We start from the raw sequence: 16,679 nt of genomic DNA, 5'->3' as shown, positions 1-16,679 counted from the left end.
GGTTTTAATACGTTTTAATATCAGCCAGTGAAAGCGCTACTGGTTCGTTGGCGCTAGGCGGTACAAGCCGCCCTGGGGGGCGTCAGTGAGTAAGTAAATGGCATCATCAGGGCCTTGGCGAACATCGCGAATGCGACCCACTTCGCCTTGTAAAATCAGCTCTTCCTCGGCGACACGGCCCTCTTCCAAGCGCAGGCGCAACAGCTTCTCGCTACCTAGCCCACCGGCTAATAAGTTGCCTTGCCACTCACCAAAGGCGTCGCTAGTCACTTCGGCAAGCCCGGCGGGGGCGAAGCGGCCTTCAAATACATACACTGGGTCAACCATGCCGGGGAGCGAATCTTCGCCAATCGGCTCGTTGGTTGCATAGTCATTGCCCTGGCTGACCTTTGGCCAGCCATAATTATTGCCCGCTTCGATATGATTCAGCTCGTCGCCGGTGCGGGGGCCATGCTCTGACGCCCAGGCTTCGCCGTTACTGAGCACGGCCATGCCTTGAATATTGCGATTACCCATGGAGTAAATTTCATCCAGGGTGGTGTCATCACCAACGAAAGGGTTGTCATCGGGAACGCCACCAGTAGCGGTAAGGCGCAGGGTAGAGCCCGCGTGGTCATCGCTTGCCTGGGCGCGGGGCGGTTCACTGCCGCGATCCCCAATACTCATTAGCAGGGTACCGTCGGGCAGCCACGCCAACCGCGAGCCGTAATGGCGGCCCGGCCCAGAGGCGCGATCTTGTTCAAACAAGTGTTCGACCTCTCCTAGCTGGGCATTGTGCCATTTTATTCGCGATAATGCTGAACGGCTGTTATTGCCCTCGGGCTTGCTCCAGGTGAAATAGATCCAGTCGTTATCACCCTCGCCATTTCCGCCTTCAAAATCAGGATGTAACGCTACGTCTAGCAAACCGCCCTGGCCCTGAGTACTCACTTCGGGCATGCCTTCCAACGTACTGGCTTCACCGCTTTCGGGGTCGACAAGTTTCAGTTGCCCGCTGCGTTCGCTCACCAAGTAGCGGCCATCGGGTAAAAACGCCACCGCCCAAGGGTGCTCAAAACCATCGGCGATACGCTCAATGGAAAGGTTTAAATGGTCGGTTTCCAGCGATTCCTGGACGATTTCCGCATTTGCCGTGTTAATAGCGCCCGCCAGCACTAGTCCACTGATCCTTGCCCAAGCCCCAGGGGGCAGTGGGCGTTGGGTATGGTTGTTCATGTGAAGCATAGCGTGCCCTCTGGTGACGTTAATCATTGGCATCCTTGCCAGTAGTCTAGCAGTGACCTTTTAGTCACGTGTGGGTTCCACTATTACATGAGCAGGGCGAGTAGCACGGGTAGGTAAAACAGCGCTAACAACGTTGAGCAGAAGACCAAACTGGCGACATAAACGGGTTCGCGCTGGGCACGCTGAGCAAAGAGATAATTGAATACCGCCACCGGCATACACATTTGCAGCACTAAAATGCTCTGTGCCAGTGGCGGAAGGCCCACCCAGCCAGCGATCAACCAGGCGACCATGGCAGCGAGGGGCACGCGCACCAGGCTAAATCCGAGCCCTGAACGCAGGTTCTTCACCTGAATGCTGGCTAGCGATACGCCCAGAGTAATGAGCATGAGCGGTACCGTGAACCCTGACATTAAGTCCACCGTATTCGCCAACCAGGGCGGCAGGGAAGTGTCCGTCAGCAGCAGCGCCATGGAAATCGCAATAGCGTAAACCGTGGGCGTTTTGGCAAGCGTTTTGAGCGGGTTGCCCTGGCTATTAAGCACCGCGCCTAAGGTGAACTGAAACAGCGAGACAGTCACCATCACCGTGATGCCGTAGGCAAACCCGGCACTGCCAAAGGCGTAAAGCACCACCGGTAAGCCCATATTGCCGGTGTTGGGGTACATCATGGGGGCAAGCAGCACTCGCCAACTGCGGCGCAACAGTTTTGCCACCACAAAAGTAGCGGCCCCCATGGTGATAATCACCAGCGCGGCGGCCAACATCGTCTGGCCAAAGGTGGTGGCATCGATATCGGCACCCGCCAGGGATGCTAATACCAGTGAGGGTGTGCCAATGTTAAACACTAGCCGGGTAATGAAGTCGACCGGGTAGGGATGGCCTAGGCGTACCCACAGGTAGCCGAGCCCTGCACCCGCCAGCACGGGCGCCATGACGGCAAAAAGTTCGGCAAGCATTGGCTGTCCTTGGCAATCGTTAGCCGCCCATTGTCGTTAATAAGCGGGCTAACTGGCAAGGCAAACACTCGAATTAACCTAGACGGCGGCGGCTGACGTGCGCCACGGGGCGGGCACCTGGCTGCGTAAAAACTCTAACAGCGCGTGGGTACGGCGTGATTGATGGCCGTAGGCGTAGAGCAACGTGATGGGGAGAGGCACCGGCTCCCAGCCCGGCAGGCAGTTAACCAGTTCGCCTGGATGATGCTGTTCGCGTTTTGCAGTTAACCAGTGTGAGAGCAACCCGATCCCCTGGCTGCGCGCGATGGCATCAATATGCAGGGCAGTAAGGTCTACTCGCAGCCGGGAACGGGGCGGGTTAAAAGCGTACTGGCCATGCTCTTGATGAGTGAGCAGCAGCCCATCAGAGGCAGAACCCAACAGATCTATCCAGGCGTGCTGGTTCAGTTCGTCGGGGTGTTGAGGCGTGCCAGCCGCCGCTAAATAGTGTGGGCTGGCATAAAGCCCGCGGGTTAAATGCCCCAAGCGCTCCTGGTTTAGCCCGCACTCGTGCGTTGGCCCAAGCCAGACATGAACGCTATTGCTGTGCATTTTAGTGGGTGGTGTTTCCCTGGTGTGTAGCGTTAACTCTACCTTGGGGTGGCGGTTTAAGAAGGCATCAATCGTGCCGGGTAACCAGCTGCGTGCCAGGGCACCGTGTACCTCAAGGGTTATTTCGCCGCTAATCTCCTCACGCAGCTCTGCCAGCGCCTCCTGGCTATGGGCCGCCATTGCCAAAAGCTCGGTGCAGTAGTTGTGAAACAGTAACCCCGCCTCGGTAGGAATCAAGCGGTTGGCCTGACGGCGCAGCAGTGGCTGGTTAAGCCGGGTTTCGAGCTGGCTGATACGGCGGCTAAGGGTCGATTTGGCTAATCCGAGCTTTTGAGCGCTGCGAGTCAAACTGCCCGTGGTCATCACATCGGCAAAGGCGGTAAGTTCGTCAAAGTCATACATGGTCAGGCCCACGGAAAAGGGTGAGCGCTAATTGTGCCATTTTTCGGTGCGAATGAAAATAATAGGCATTTGTGTTCCGGTATGCTGAACGTACCGTCTCACCCCAGTGTGCAAAGAGTGTGTAAAAATATTAATGCTAATAATTCGCATTTAATAGAGCGAATGCTGACCCACATTGCTCACACACATTGAACACACTATGAAGGACGAAGTTATGTCTCCCTGTTTGCGCCGAACGCTGCTGGCCAGCGCCATCTCTTCCCTTGCCAGTAGCGCATTATGGGCACAAGAAGCACCCCGTTTAGACGATATGGTGGTCACTGCGTCGGGGTTTGAACAGCAGATTACCAATGCGCCTGCCTCTATCAGTGTGGTTTCCCGGGAAGAGTTAGAGCGGGGCCACTATCAAAGTGTCACCGATGCGCTGCGTGACGTGCCCGGTGTGATTATTACTGGCGGGGGCGCTGGGGATAACGGTCAAGATATCTCCATTCGTGGTATGCCTTCCCAGTACACGCTTATCTTGGTGGATGGGCGCCCGCAGAATTCCCGCGAGTCCCGTCCCAACGGTAGCGCCGGGTTTGAGCAAGACTGGCTACCGCCACTACAGGCCATTGAGCGTATTGAAGTAGTGCGTGGGCCAATGTCGACGCTCTACGGCTCCGATGCAATCGGCGGGGTCATTAACGTGATTACCCGCAAGGTTGCGCAGGAGTGGCACGGTAATGTGCAACTCGACACCATGCTTCAGGAAGACAGCGACTCCGGCGATAGCCGTCAGGCTAATTTTTACCTCAGTGGCCCGCTGGTAGGGGATCGTTTAGGTCTTCAGCTCTATGGTCGCGCCTCTCAGCGCGATGAAGACAATATCCTCAACGGCTATGAAGATAAAAGCCTACAAAGCCTTACCGCACGATTTAGCCTTGCCGCATCAAAAAACCACGACTTCACGTTTGAGGCCGGTATCACGGAGCAGGAGCGCGAATCGCTGGTGGGCAACTCGGCGCCATCAGAGGGCTGTCGCGGTGGTTGTGAGGATAGCTTCAACGACTATACCCATCAGCACGTTGCGCTAACCCACAGTGGCCGCTTCGATTGGGGTACCAGCGAAACCTACCTGCAGCGTGAGCGCAGCGAAAATAAATCGCGGGATATTGAAATCACCAACACCACCGCCAAAACCAGCACGGTCATTCCGCTAGGCATGCATATGGTGACGGTAGGCGCTAACTACGAGGAAGAGTCGCTTGACGATAGTACGACGAATCAATTGCCTGGTTCTGATCGCAGTGAGATTGAGAATAGCCAATGGGCACTCTTTGTTGAAGATGAGTGGATGCTTACCGATTCCTGGGCATTGACCGGCGGTTTACGTGTTGATGATGACGACAATTACGGTAGTCATTTAAGCCCGCGTCTTTACAGCGTGTGGAATATGACGCCTGATTGGACGTTGAAAGGCGGCGTTTCAACCGGTTATCGAGCGCCTAACCTGCGCGAGATTACTCCCGACTGGGGACAGGTCAGCCGTGGTGGCAATATTTACGGTAATCCTGACCTTGAGCCAGAAACCTCGCTCAATAAAGAGCTGGCGCTGTTATATGCTAATGATACCGGGTTGAGCGGCGGTATCACGCTATTCCATAATGATTTCAAAGATAAAATTACCCGTATTGCTTGCCCTATCGATATCTGTACGGATGGCGCTAACGATTATGGTAGCGACCCGACTTACCGCGTCAACGTGGATGAAGCCGTAACCCAGGGCGCCGAGGTCAGTATCACGGCGCCGCTGAACGATGCGCTAGCGCTAACGGCCAGTTACACCTTTACTGATAGCGAGCAAAAAAGCGGTGAGTATGCCGGCGAGCCGCTAACTCAACTGCCACGCCACCAAGTATCGGCCACGCTGAATTGGCAAGCCTCGGCCAAGCTCAGCCAGTGGACAAAAGTGACCTACCGCGGCGAAGAGAGCCAACCGACTACCGGCCCTTCGCAAAGCTCAATCGTGGCCCCTTCCTACACCTTTGTAGATGCAGGTATTGGCTACCAGCTAAATGAATCGACTCAACTGAACGCGGGTATCTACAACCTGTTCGACGAAGCGATTGACTACGACGAGTACGGCTATGTGGAAGATGGCCGCCGGGTTTGGCTAGGTCTCAACGTCGCCTTCTAAACGCTAGGTTCCCGTTATATACGCAATACAGCAGCGGCTATCCAGCGATAGCCGCTTTTTTGGTCGTCCGCAAAGGAGAGAGTAGTCAACAAAAAAGCCCCAGCGCATGGCCGGGGCAGAAATCAGCATTGAAACAGTAGCGAGCTGAGGTCGATTAGAATTCGTAGCGGGCGGATAGCCACAGACGGCGGCCCTCTTCGCTGTTGGCGTACACATTGCCAAAGCTGGTGCCATCGCCGTAGGCGCGGTAGTCGACAAAATCTTTATCAAACAGGTTATAGATCGTCGCGCTCAGATTAAGCTGATTGGTGACCGCATAGTTACCGCCTAAGTGAAACAGTGAATAGGCTTTAAAGTCGCCCAAATCATCAAACGAGGGGGCACCGCGGACGCTTTCGCGGTTACGGTAGCGTTCGCTGCGGTACTCAGCTGAGAGCCAAGTATCCAGCTTTGCCGTTGCCTGCCAGCGTAGGGTGGCGTTAATGGCGTGTTCCGGGGTATCTGTCAGCGGCTCGCCCTTGTTATCGCCACTCTTCTGTTCGCTATCGGTGTAGGTGTAATTGGCGTTGACGCGCCAATCGGGAGCGAACTGGTAGCCAGTAGAGAGCTCAACCCCTTGGGTGATCGCTTCATCGATATTGATATCCTGGCTATACAGGCCGTCAGGAATCAGCGGGTCGTTTTCCACCAGGATATCGCTGCCACTGGCAATCTTATCGTCAAACTGGTTGTGGAAAAGTGTGGCGCTGGCGGTAAAGCCTTGCTGGTTATCGTAATGGGCGCCGATCTCGCTGCTGGTGCTGGTTTCAGGCTCAAGATCTGGGTTACCAATGGTCAGCACGGTGCCTTGGCCGGTGACGCCGTTGATGCCATCGTGCAAGTCATTAAGCGTGGGCGTTTTATAGCCGCGGCTCACGCCGCCTTTTAATGTCCAGTTGGGCGTCGTGTTCCACACCAAGTAGCCGCGCGGGCTGAACTGGCTGCCAAAGGCGTCGTGGTGATCGTAACGGCCGCCTAGGGTCAGGGCCAAGTCGTCCCGCAGCATCCACTCATCTTCAGCAAACAGCGACCAGGTGGTTTGGGCAAAGGTCTCACCGGCCAAGCCGTCGTCAAGCTCTGCATCCCACCACTGCAGGCCCAGCGTGGTCATGTGGTTGCCCAGCGGCATGATGAATTTGCTGTCGAGCACAGTATTGGTGGTTTCCAGCTCCCGCGGCGCACCGCCGATAATGCTGGGAAAGCCTTCGTAAGCAACGCCCACATCACCAGGAATCGTGCGTCCTTTGGTTTCGGTGGTATTGCGCATCAGGCTGGATTCCAACGTACCCGAGGCAAAACGTCCGGTGTGGCCAATGGCGATTTGCTCGCGCTCAAAACGGAGTTCATTCGAATAGCCGGTGGCGCTGCCAGGGTCAGGCGCGCAGCTGCGGGTGCGGCCATCCAGGGTGCCTAGCTGGCACTCATCGTTGTTGTAGCGCTGACGATTGACTTCACCATCCAGCCACAGGTCATGGCTGTCAGAGGGCGTCCAGGTTAGCTTACCGCCGATGTTGTAGGTATCGCCTTCCACCGGGCTGGGGCCGCGCTGGCTAACCTCGATAGGATTGCCGTCACCGTCGGTGTAGGTGAGTTCAGAAGCATCGCGCTCATAAACCCGGCCACGCAGTTGAAGGCCAAGGGTATCTTCCACCAAAGGGCCGCTGGTATACAGGTTGATCTCGCGACGATCGCCAAAATCGCGATCTTCGTTAACGGTGTTTTCGACCCCGATAGAGCCAGTCCACTCGCGGCCAACCCGGCGGGTAATAATGTTGATTACCCCACCCATGGCATCAGAGCCATACAGTGTCGACATGGGGCCGCGGATAACTTCAATGCGTTCAATGCTGGAAACCGGCGGAAAGAAGCTGGTGGAGGTTTCGCCAAACCCATTGGGGGTCACGCTGCCAGCGGTATTCTGGCGGCGGCCGTCAATCAGGATCAGCGTGTAGTCGCTGGGCATGCCACGGATACTAATATTACTACCACCGGTTTTGCCCACTGAGCCGCCGACATCCACTCCCTCAACGTTGCGCAGGGCATCGGCAATACTGGTAACCCGTTGACGCGAGAGCTCTTCGCGGGAGATCACTGAAATGCTGGCGGGGGCATCGACCATCGCCTGTTCAAACCCGCTGGCCGAGACAACGATATTGTCCAGCTGTTGATCTTCTTGAGCGGTGGCTGTGCCTGAAGTAACAGCAAGCGTGACGGCGCTAGCCAGAACAGAGCGAGTAAAGCGTGGCATGTCATTCCCTCTTGGTTACGATAATTATTAGCTAATGATATTAATTATCAAATAAAGGCGGGAGTCTAAAAGAAAAGTTCCCAAACGCGAGGGGATGATTGAGGAACATTACGTTGCGTGAACTGAAACAGCGGGGTGGTGGAGAGGTTGCAAGAAATGGAACACGCCATTCGATGGAATAGTAGTGCAAGCGCTTTTGAGAATCGTTATTATCCTTGTCAAAGTACCGTATCGAGAGAAACTTATGCTGGTTCAAACGACACCAAGGGTAGCCACCCTCATTAAACGCGGGCGTTTAGGCATGATGGGCATATTGCTAAGTGCCTTAGTGGTAGGCACTGCACAAGCGCGCACGCTGGAAACCGCCTTTGGCGACGTAGACGTTGAGGGAACCCCAAAGCGGGTTGTAACACTTTACGAAGGCGCTTTGGACGCTGCCGTAGCGGCAGGTGTCAACCCGCTAGGCGCTGTGACGACGCGTGGTGGTGACAATGTGGCAAGCTACATTGAAGCGCATCTTGGTGAAAACCCGCCTGCTATTATGGGCGTGGTGCGCGAGATCAATATCGAGGCCGTGCTGGCGCAGCAGCCGGATCTGATTTTGGCGCCCGCCCAGCTTTCTGATGAGCAGTATCAACTGCTGTCACGTATTGCGCCCACGGTGGTGCCACTGACCCAGCCACTGGCACCGGATAACTGGAAAGACGAAGCCCGCCTTTACGGTGAAGCACTTAATCGCCAAGCTGCCATCGCAGAAGCGATTGAGGCCGTTGAGCAACGCGCCGTCGAGGTCGCCGAGGCAGTGGAAGAGGCCGGTGTGGGGGGAAGTGCCTTCTTGGTACGCTGGATGCCCGGTGGCCCCATGGTGATGTCGGAAAACCTTTTTTCTGCAGGTTTGTTAGCCCAAGCGGGTCTGGATGTTCAGGACGCTGGCCTGGTCGGCGAGCGCGGTGTGCATAGCGATGTACTGAGCCTGGAAAACCTTTCCCAAGTGGACGGCGACTGGCTGTTCCTGGCAACGCTCAACGAAGATGGTCAAGCGGCGGTGGACGCCGCCAAGCAGAGCAGCGCCTTTACGCGCCTAAACGTGGTGCAGCAAGACCACGTAGTGCCGGTGGATGGTCAGCTATGGACAAGCGCCAATGGCCCGCTGGCCGCTCAGGCGATTCTTGATGATATAGAGGCAGCGCTGTTGCCGTGACGGTTCCACGTTTTGCAACGCCTAACGTTAGGCGTGCTACGCCCCGAACGCTAATGCTGCTACTACTCACCGCCCTTGTGGCGGTGAGTCTCGTTAGTCTATTAATCGGTGCGGGTAGCGTTGGCCCGGGTAGGGCCCTGGCGCTACTGAGCGGTGCCCAGGACAGTGAAGCACGCTTCATCGTCTGGGAACTGCGCGCACCGCGCACCTTGATTGGTATTGTGGTGGGCATGGCACTAGGCGTCGCTGGCGCCCTGTTGCAAGCGGTCGCACGCAACCCGCTGGCTGAACCAGGGCTTTTAGGGGTTAGTGCGGGGGCGGCGTTTGCCGTGGCGCTGGCCTTAGTGCTGGGTGCCAGCGCCGCCACGTTACGCATTTCAGTCGCGCAGTTAGGTGCGCTGGTGGGCTGCGCGTGCGTATTGAGCGTGGCGCGCTTTCGCGGTGTGGGTAACGACCCCATCCGGCTCGTGCTTGCCGGGGCTGCGTTCTCTGGTCTGCTCGCTTCATTAACCTCATTGATATTGCTTTACGACCAGCGTGCCGCTGATGAAATTCGCTTCTGGGTGATTGGCAGCTTGGCCGGCCGCCGCTTGGATGACCTACTTGCCGTGCTGCCCAGTATGCTGGTCGCGTCAGTGATGGTTGCGCTGATTGCTCGGCCGTTAGCTGCCCTGGCGCTAGGCGAACGAGTGGCCTCTGGTTTGGGCCACCACCCCAATCTCATTCGTTGGTTGGTCATCGCCTGCGTGGCGCTGTTGGTGGGGGCTGCCACCGCTATCGCCGGGCCCATTGCCTTTGTTGGGTTGGTGGTGCCGTTTGTCGCACGGGCCTTTGCCGGGCCTGATATTCGTCGCACGCTATGGTTTTGTCTGCCCATCGGGCCGCTGATCGTCCTCGCGGCCGATATCATTTCTCGGGTGGTGGTCGCTCCATCGGAACTACCGTTGGGCGTCTACTCACTGCGCTGTGCGGCGCCCCCGTACTGATAGCGGTTGTTCGTGCGCGCCGCCTACCAATGCTGTGAATTCGCTAATGAAAACCACGCAGATAAAAAGCTCGTCTATGCCTTTCTCCCCGGAACACCAGTTCCGCGCGGACGGCAATAACAACGTACCGCCACCGCAAGGTTATTGGCGATTCGCCTGGCGAAGCGGGCACAGTCAGAACAGCCTTTTGTTTGAGCAGCGAGCGGTGGCCGTTAACCTGGGACTGTTTGGCGCGTTACTGCTTGCCAGCGTTATTTACCTAAGCCTGGGCAGCGTTAAGGTCGCCCCTATGGCGGTGCTGCAGGCGCTGTTTGGCAATGCAGATATGATGGCGAGCTTTGTAGTGCAGGAGCTGCGCTTGCCGCGTTTAGCCGCTGCCGCTAGTACCGGGGCGGCCTTCGCGTTAGCAGGCATACTGATGCAAACCCTGGCCCGCAATCGCTTGGCGACGCCGGGTATTATCGGCATTGATAATGGCGCGACAGCGTTTGCAGTGGCCTCCATCGTAGGCCTTGGCGTTTCCATCGCGCCGCCTGCCATGGCGTTAGCAGGGGCAACCACCGCAGCGGTACTCACCTTCGGGCTCGCCGCGGGCAACGGCACCCAGGGGTATCGCTTTATCGTGGCGGGGATTGGCGTGGGCGCGGTGTTTGGCGCGATAACGCAATTGATGCTGGCGCGAGTCGCCATTGATACCGCCAATGCTGCTTATCCATGGACGGTGGGTTCGCTCAATGCCCGCCCCAGCGGCGCACTGCAATTACTGATGCTCGGGTTGGTGTTAGGGCTGGCCACTGCCATGGCGTTAGCCCGTTCGCTAACGCTACTGCGTTTCAAGGATGCCACCGCCAGCGGGTTAGGAGTGAACGTCAAACGTCGCCGGTTGGAAGTGCTGCTGCTATCTGTCGCCTTGACGGGGTTGGCGGTGGCTGTGGCAGGTCCGGTGGGCATGGTGGGGTTGATTGGCCCGGAGATTGCCCGGTCAATGTCGAGTTCTCGTAGCGTGCCGGTTTTGGCGGCAACGCTGGCGGGGGCGCTGGTCATGGTACTCGCCGACTTGGCCGGGCGTACGCTGCTGGCGCCGATCGAGATTCCGGTGGGTATCGTTACCGCCGTGGTCGGAGGGCCCTGGTTACTTTGGATATTAATGCGTCCCCAACGGAGTTTTACATGAGCCAATTCCCAGCGTCGCCAATTCCTTCTCTGGCTACCCAGGCACTGGGCATGAGCTATGGCACCCGGCAGGTGATTGATGGCTTGGATATCACCCTGCCCAGCGGCAAAGTCACCGCCATTGTGGGCCCCAACGGGTGCGGAAAATCGACGTTGTTGGCCGGGCTTGCTCGTTTACACAAACCCGATAGCGGTGCTGTATTGCTGGATGGCGCAGATATCCAGCGCTTGCCCACCCGTCAACTCGCTACGCAACTGGCGCTACTGCCCCAGGAGGCCGTCGCACCGGAGGGGCTCACTGTGACCGAGCTGATTCGTTTTGGTCGCCAGCCCCACCAAGGCTGGCTGCGTCAGTGGTCAGCAGAAGACCAACGCGTGGTGCAGCACGCGCTAGCGGCGGCAGGGCTTGAACAACTCGCTGACAGGCCAATTGATGCGCTTTCCGGCGGCCAGCGTCAACGCGCCTGGATCGCCATGACCATCGCCCAGCAAACCCCGCTGTTGTTGCTGGATGAACCCACCTCCGCGCTGGATCTGGGCCACCAGATTGAAGTGTTCGAACTGGTGAAACATCTTGCCCACCATGGCCGTACCGTGGTGATGGTGCTCCACGATCTCGCCAGCGCCTGCCGCTACGCTGATCATCTCATCGCCATGCGCGAAGGCAAGATTGTGGCGGAAGGGCCGCCCGCTCAGGTGGTGACGCCCGATCTAGTGCGTACGCTCTATCAAGTAGAGTGCACGCTGCTGCTAGACCCCGATACCGGCAGCCCGCTGTTGGCCAATGTGCGCCGCGCCCCGGCGCCAGCTTAACTCCCCAAGCATTAACGCGTTGAGCCTGAGCATTGAATTCATTACGCTAGCGCCTACCTAGGCTTTGTACGAAAAATCGGCGAGCGAAGGTCAGGCAAGGCAAAAAACGGCGAAAAAGCGGAGTTTACGGGGTGTAAATGAGCATTTTGATCGGACTCGCGCACGAGCCGTTTTTTAACGCAGCATGGCCGAGCGCAGGCAGTTTTCGTACAAAGCCTAATTGGCCTACAACAACCTCAGTAAGGAATGCTCGTGGCTCCTTCTCCACTCCGTTCTAAGAATCAGAGCTTTCAAGCCCTGGTGCGGCTACTCCGCTACGCCAAAGGCTATCGTCGGCGCATCATTGCCGCCACCGCCTGTTCGATTATCAATAAGCTGTTTGATATTGCTCCAGAGATTCTGATTGGTGTCGCCATTGATGTGGTGGTCAACCAAGAGCAGAGTTTTGTGGCCAGCCTCGGGTTTGAAACGCCTCAACAGCAGATCACCATGCTGGCGGTGCTGACGTTTGTTATCTGGGCAGGGGAGTCGCTATTTGAGTACCTGTTTCAAATCCTATGGCGCAACTTAGCCCAACGTTTACAGGCGGATATGCGCCAGGATACCTACGAGCACGCTCAACGGCTGGATATGGCGTTCTTTGAATCAAGAAGCTCCGGCCAGCTAGTGGCCACCATGAACGACGACGTTAATCAGCTTGAGCGCTTTCTGGACGGTGGCGCCAACGCGATGGTTCAGGTAGTGGTGACGGTGGTGGTGATTGGCGCGGTATTCTTTGTGCTTTCGCCGCTGATTGCGCTGCTCGCTTTCACACCTATTCCGCTGATCATTTGGGGTGCGTTCTTCTTCCAGCGCAAAGCCGGGCCGCTCTACAGCGACGTGCGTGAAAAAGTCGGTGATTTAGCCAGCCGTTTATCCAACAATCTAAGCGGCATCGCGACGATTAAAAGCTTTACCAGCGAAGACCGCGAAGCCGAGCGACTGCGCGAGGCCAGCGAAGCCTATGTAGACGCCAACAGAAGGGCGATCAAGGTTAGCTCCGCGTTTATTCCCGTGATCCGTATGGCGATTTTGGCGGGCTTTCTGGCCACCTTTACTGTGGGCGGCATGATGGCGCTCAACGGTTCACTAAATGTGGGTGCATACGGTGTGTTGGTATTCCTGACGCAGCGGCTGCTCTGGCCGCTCACCGGCCTGGCTCAGGTGATCGACCTGTTCGAACGCGCCATGGCCAGCACTCGGCGGATTCTTGATCTACTTGAAGTGCCGATTACCGTTAAGGACGATAGCACCACCCCGCTCGCTCAGCCGGTGCGCGGTGAAGTGACCATCGACAATGTGAGCTTTCACTACGCTACCAGTGGTGTTGGCGTGGAAAACATTCATTTGCACGCACCGGCAGGCAACACTCTGGCATTAGTAGGCGCGACCGGCTCGGGCAAATCGACCCTGATCAAACTGTTACTGCGCTTTTACGACCCGGAAAACGGGCGGGTACTCATCGATGGCCAGCCGATTACCGACGTCAGCATGAACTCACTACGCCAGTCGATTGGCCTGGTCAGCCAGGATGTTTACCTGTTTGAAGGCAGCATTCGCGACAATATCGCCTACGGTAAGCCCGATGCCGACGAAGCCGCGATTATCGATGCGGCAAAAACCGCCGAGGCGTGGAGCTTTATCGAAACGCTGCCCCAAGGATTGGATACGCCGGTAGGGGAGCGGGGCGTGCGGCTTTCCGGCGGCCAACGCCAGCGGCTTTCTTTAGCGCGGGCGCTACTTAAAGACCCGCCTATTTTGGTGCTGGATGAAGCCACCAGCGCAGTGGACAACGAAACCGAAGCGGCCATTCAGCGCTCGCTTAAGCGCATCGCCCATGGCCGCACGGTGATTATGATTGCTCATCGGCTTTCGACCATCGTGCATGCCGATGAGATCGTGGTGATTGAGAAAGGCCAAGTGGCCGAGCGGGGCACCCATTCCAGTCTTTTGGCAGCTAACGGCCACTACGCTGCCCAGTGGCGGGTACAAACCGGCGAAGCCCAGGCGGGGGATGTGGAAGCAGTTAGTAGCCTTTAACGACTACCGATTAACTATTACCTATTAACCAGGAGTGCATTGAGAGTGACGGGCACATGCTCGTCAATCTCCTGGTAGCCCAGTAACGACATCACGGTGCGCACCGTGGTGTTGGCCATCAGCGCTCGGCCGTCCATCGCCATGGGCTCCGCGTGTGTCACGCGTATCTCATCCAGGCCTTCGCGGGTAAACCGCAGCGGCACGGATTCCTGTTGGTTTACCATGTCTGATTGAACGCTAAAGGTCAGCGTCTCCACCAGTGATTCGCCAATATCCAAACCGTCCAACCGCTCTGGCGGCATTTGCGCCTCTAGCGTCACCAAGGTGGTGTTCGCCAGCAAACCTATCCACGGTGGCAGCTCACCAAAGCGTTCCAACACATCCGTTTGGCTAAGTTTTAACGGCAAGCGCAGGGTGCCATCGCTGGAGATATCGCCCTGCAGATCGCGCACTTGGTGGTGATGAGTTTGCGGTGTTTCGCCGTTCAACTGAGTAATCGACGCCTGCACCCGCGACTGGCCAGGATCAAGCTGCCAATCAGCGTGTACGGGCAGCGCCAACAATAAGGGGAATAGAGCAACCAATGCTTTCACAGCGCGTCTCCGCATAAAGAACTACTCACCAGACTGCCCAATCCACATAAAGTGCCGTAATGACATCAAGATAGCGCAAAGGGGCTAGCCTCACCCGGCCACATTCGCTATGATATGCACGCTTTTCGGGCCTATAGCTCAGTTGGTTAGAGCAGGGGACTCATAATCCCTTGGTCGTAGGTTCAAGTCCTACTGGGCCCACCATTAAATCAAAGACTTACCCGCCGTAATACCCTCCCTCGTTGTACCTTTTTCCGCCAGTGTCTACAAAGCGTCTACACCCTAGAATTTTGGCCCGTATGTGACGGCTTCCGTCAGGTGGTCAGGGGCTACATGTGCATAACGCATGGTCATTTGTATGGATTGATGACCGAGTATCTTTTGCAGTGTTAATAAGTTGCCACCGTTCATTATAAAGTGGCTGGCAAATGTGTGCCTAAGTACGTGGGTTCGTTGTCCTTTAGGCAATGTAATGCCTGCTTTATTAATAGCATTGGTAAAGGCTTGGTAGGCATCACGTGGGAACAGGCGTCCGATCTGTGGGCCGTGCGCCTTGAGGCGTTGATAGAGGTCATCGGCAAGCGGCACTGACCGACTACGGCCATTCTTGGTGTCGACGTAGGTGACACGGCCATCCCTGACTAATTCAGCGCGCAGATACTGGGCTTCGCTCCAGCGGGCTCCAGTGGACAGGCATAGTGTTGCTATTAGCGAGACGTGCTTGTTACGCGACTGATCGAGTTCTTCAAATAGCGTTTTGATTTGTTCATGGGTGAGGTAGCTAAGCTCACGTTCTGGTAGCCGTATTGCTTTTATCGCGGCAAAGGGGTTGTCGCCGTGCCATTCTCCTAGCTGTATGAGGACGTTAAAAACCGCTCTGAGATAGGCGATATCGTGATTAACGGTATTGGGTGAGAGTCCTTGCTCAAGCCGAAATTGGCGGAATTTTGCAGCGCTCGCTGGGCGGATCGTGTAGGCATAGGGATTATCCATAAGGCCTACTAGTTGATGCAGCTTAGAAAGGCGTGATTGACCATCTTTGAGCGTGGCGCCGTGCATGTCGTACCAGAGCTGCACTAGCTCAAGTAAGCGCCTACGGTCTTTTTTCTTCGGTGCGTAGTCTTCCCCCTGGGCAGCTTTGGTGAGCAACTGTGCTTCAAAGCGCTTTGCTTCTCCCTGGGTGGGAAGCGTTTTCTGATGCGCTTGCCATAGCGGCCATCCGGCCATATATCGACCTTCCAACCACCTTTGACCTTTTTGATACTCACGCCGCTTTCCCTACCAATCGTCGTTCTATCAGTTTCTGCTCTACGATCTGCCTGAATTGCCCGGAGTCGACCCACGACGGCGGTAGTATTCGGCGAGGTCTTCCCACATGCCGGAGCGTTGGAGGTAACGAACGGCTTCATGGTGCGGAAGCCTTGGCGGGCATAAATGCTGATGAGGTTGCCAAACGCCAGGGTGACGTTCTTTTCATTGCCTAAGCCTGGTGTTTTGCGAGCGCGTTTGTACATGAACGCAGGCTCATGACAGTAGAAGCGGGCATCTTCCTGCATAAGTTGCCAAGCAGGGTCGATAAGGTCGCGGCTGTGGTTGAGGCGGTAGGATTGCATGGCGGTTCGCCAGAGGCCGGAGAGGTGGGGAACCACGTCAATGAATCGATTGAAGCCGTGGGAGGCGTCCAGCACTTCACCGGTATCAACGTTGCAGGGAATGCCCTGGGCGTACTCACGAAGCACCGATTGATGGAAACGCAGCTCGATACGCCAGACGGTTTTTTCAGGATCGTAGGCGGAGCTGAGGTCATCATTTACGGCGTGTTTCCAGATGCCTTCCCAGAAGTGCATTTTGTCGCGGTGTTTGGCTTCCAGCGTCTTGTTGTAAATCGAGCATTGGAGCGCTCCAGCGGTACCAAACATATAGGTTTCACCACGGCCATAGGTGGTGGCAATGGTGTTGTGGGCAAACTCCAGCTCTTCAATGCCATCGATGCGCATGATCTTTTTAGAACGGGTCACAAAGCGCTGCATGAAGTCTTTGGGAGGCTCCCAGCCTTGAACGTCTAACGCGAGGTGGATGGCACAGCCGACCGGTTCAACGTAGGCGAGCATGTGCGCGGCGATGTTGTACATGAAGTCTTGGCACTCTTGGGGGCTACGCTCCTGGATAAAGTGGGGGAGAGCTCGATTTTA

Annotated in this window: 12 protein-coding genes, 1 tRNA gene and 1 pseudogene; 7 read left to right on the top strand and 7 right to left on the bottom strand. The window is 56.5% G+C overall.

The features are described from left to right. Positions 1-36: 36 nt before the first annotated feature. The 3 genes from FDY98_RS24125 to FDY98_RS24115 all read right to left on the bottom strand — a co-directional run bounded on the left by FDY98_RS24125 (position 37) and on the right by FDY98_RS24115 (position 3,176). Positions 37-1,224, bottom strand: a complete 1,188-nt coding sequence (locus FDY98_RS24125; RefSeq protein ID WP_035538194.1) for a PQQ-dependent sugar dehydrogenase — start codon at positions 1,222-1,224, stop codon at positions 37-39. Positions 1,225-1,307: 83 nt separating this feature from the next. Continuing rightward, a complete protein-coding gene (locus FDY98_RS24120; RefSeq protein WP_027958614.1) occupies positions 1,308-2,183 on the bottom strand; it encodes an AEC family transporter in 876 nt (291 codons plus the stop codon). 78 nt (positions 2,184-2,261) lie between these two features. Next, positions 2,262-3,176 (bottom strand): LysR family transcriptional regulator, encoded by a 915-nt coding sequence (locus FDY98_RS24115; RefSeq protein ID WP_035538178.1) that lies wholly within the window; start codon positions 3,174-3,176, stop codon positions 2,262-2,264. 214 nt (positions 3,177-3,390) lie between these two features. Between FDY98_RS24115 and FDY98_RS24110 the strand changes: the two genes are divergently transcribed. After that, a complete protein-coding gene (locus FDY98_RS24110; RefSeq protein ID WP_027958613.1) occupies positions 3,391-5,355 on the top strand; it encodes a ligand-gated channel protein in 1,965 nt (654 codons plus the stop codon). Between the two features lie 154 nt (positions 5,356-5,509). On the opposite strand, the gene FDY98_RS24105 is transcribed toward FDY98_RS24110, so the two are convergent. Next, a complete protein-coding gene (locus FDY98_RS24105) occupies positions 5,510-7,642 on the bottom strand; it encodes a TonB-dependent receptor domain-containing protein (protein WP_027958612.1) in 2,133 nt (710 codons plus the stop codon). A 244-nt stretch (positions 7,643-7,886) separates the two neighbouring features. Here FDY98_RS24105 and FDY98_RS24100 point away from each other — a divergent pair, with 244 nt between their 5' ends. The 5 genes and pseudogenes from FDY98_RS24100 (at position 7,887) to FDY98_RS24080 (ending at position 13,894) form a co-directional block, all read left to right on the top strand. Next, positions 7,887-8,843, top strand: a complete 957-nt coding sequence (locus tag FDY98_RS24100) for an ABC transporter substrate-binding protein (RefSeq protein WP_035538179.1) — start codon at positions 7,887-7,889, stop codon at positions 8,841-8,843. A 53-nt stretch (positions 8,844-8,896) separates the two neighbouring features. Further along, a pseudogene (locus tag FDY98_RS24095) lies at positions 8,897-9,867 on the top strand (FecCD family ABC transporter permease). A 38-nt stretch (positions 9,868-9,905) separates the two neighbouring features. Then, the gene (locus tag FDY98_RS24090) at positions 9,906-11,003 is read left to right on the top strand and encodes a FecCD family ABC transporter permease (protein WP_051430522.1); all 1,098 of its coding nucleotides are present in this window, start codon (positions 9,906-9,908) and stop codon (positions 11,001-11,003) included. After that, positions 11,000-11,815, top strand: a complete 816-nt coding sequence (locus FDY98_RS24085) for an ABC transporter ATP-binding protein (RefSeq protein WP_027958608.1) — start codon at positions 11,000-11,002, stop codon at positions 11,813-11,815. The genes FDY98_RS24090 and FDY98_RS24085 overlap by 4 nt, the downstream gene beginning before the upstream one ends. A gap of 246 nt (positions 11,816-12,061) precedes the next feature. Beyond that, positions 12,062-13,894: an ABC transporter ATP-binding protein gene (locus FDY98_RS24080; protein ID WP_027958607.1), complete on the top strand. Its 1,833-nt coding sequence runs from the start codon at positions 12,062-12,064 to the stop codon at positions 13,892-13,894. 17 nt (positions 13,895-13,911) lie between these two features. Here the strand turns inward: FDY98_RS24080 and FDY98_RS24075 are convergent, their stop codons facing one another. Continuing rightward, positions 13,912-14,502, bottom strand: coding sequence for a hypothetical protein (locus FDY98_RS24075; RefSeq protein WP_035538182.1), 591 nt, complete (start codon positions 14,500-14,502; stop codon positions 13,912-13,914). 112 nt (positions 14,503-14,614) lie between these two features. Between FDY98_RS24075 and FDY98_RS24070 the strand changes: the two genes are divergently transcribed. Then, positions 14,615-14,691, top strand: a tRNA-Ile gene (locus FDY98_RS24070). Positions 14,692-14,769: 78 nt separating this feature from the next. Here FDY98_RS24070 and FDY98_RS24065 read toward each other — a convergent pair. Both FDY98_RS24065 and FDY98_RS29050 read right to left on the bottom strand, forming a co-directional pair. Then, positions 14,770-15,564, bottom strand: coding sequence for a phage integrase (locus FDY98_RS24065; protein ID WP_340146988.1), 795 nt, complete (start codon positions 15,562-15,564; stop codon positions 14,770-14,772). After that, entirely contained in the window at positions 15,564-16,619 is a 1,056-nt protein-coding gene (locus FDY98_RS29050) for a hypothetical protein (RefSeq protein ID WP_340146987.1), read from the bottom strand. Before FDY98_RS29050 ends, FDY98_RS24065 begins: the two co-directional genes overlap by 1 nt. Positions 16,620-16,679 lie beyond the last annotated feature (60 nt).

Source organism: Halomonas sp. PA16-9, assembly GCF_009728585.1.
GTDB lineage: Bacteria > Pseudomonadota > Gammaproteobacteria > Pseudomonadales > Halomonadaceae > Vreelandella > Vreelandella titanicae.
This window is presented reverse-complemented; position numbering and strand designations above follow the sequence as displayed.

What these genes read in the sequence shown, in the direction of transcription:
- FDY98_RS24125 (WP_035538194.1), bottom strand. Translation starts at nt 1,224, where the DNA reads ATGCTTCACATGAACAACCATACCCAACGCCCACTGCCCCCTGGGGCT.
- FDY98_RS24120 (WP_027958614.1), bottom strand. Translation starts at nt 2,183, where the DNA reads ATGCTTGCCGAACTTTTTGCCGTCATGGCGCCCGTGCTGGCGGGTGCA.
- FDY98_RS24115 (WP_035538178.1), bottom strand. Translation starts at nt 3,176, where the DNA reads ATGTATGACTTTGACGAACTTACCGCCTTTGCCGATGTGATGACCACG.
- FDY98_RS24110 (WP_027958613.1), top strand. Translation starts at nt 3,391, where the DNA reads ATGTCTCCCTGTTTGCGCCGAACGCTGCTGGCCAGCGCCATCTCTTCC.
- FDY98_RS24105 (WP_027958612.1), bottom strand. Translation starts at nt 7,642, where the DNA reads ATGCCACGCTTTACTCGCTCTGTTCTGGCTAGCGCCGTCACGCTTGCT.
- FDY98_RS24100 (WP_035538179.1), top strand. Translation starts at nt 7,887, where the DNA reads ATGCTGGTTCAAACGACACCAAGGGTAGCCACCCTCATTAAACGCGGG.
- FDY98_RS24090 (WP_051430522.1), top strand. Translation starts at nt 9,906, where the DNA reads ATGCCTTTCTCCCCGGAACACCAGTTCCGCGCGGACGGCAATAACAAC.
- FDY98_RS24085 (WP_027958608.1), top strand. Translation starts at nt 11,000, where the DNA reads ATGAGCCAATTCCCAGCGTCGCCAATTCCTTCTCTGGCTACCCAGGCA.
- FDY98_RS24080 (WP_027958607.1), top strand. Translation starts at nt 12,062, where the DNA reads ATGCTCGTGGCTCCTTCTCCACTCCGTTCTAAGAATCAGAGCTTTCAA.
- FDY98_RS24075 (WP_035538182.1), bottom strand. Translation starts at nt 14,502, where the DNA reads ATGCGGAGACGCGCTGTGAAAGCATTGGTTGCTCTATTCCCCTTATTG.
- FDY98_RS29050 (WP_340146987.1), bottom strand. Translation starts at nt 16,619, where the DNA reads ATGTACAACATCGCCGCGCACATGCTCGCCTACGTTGAACCGGTCGGC.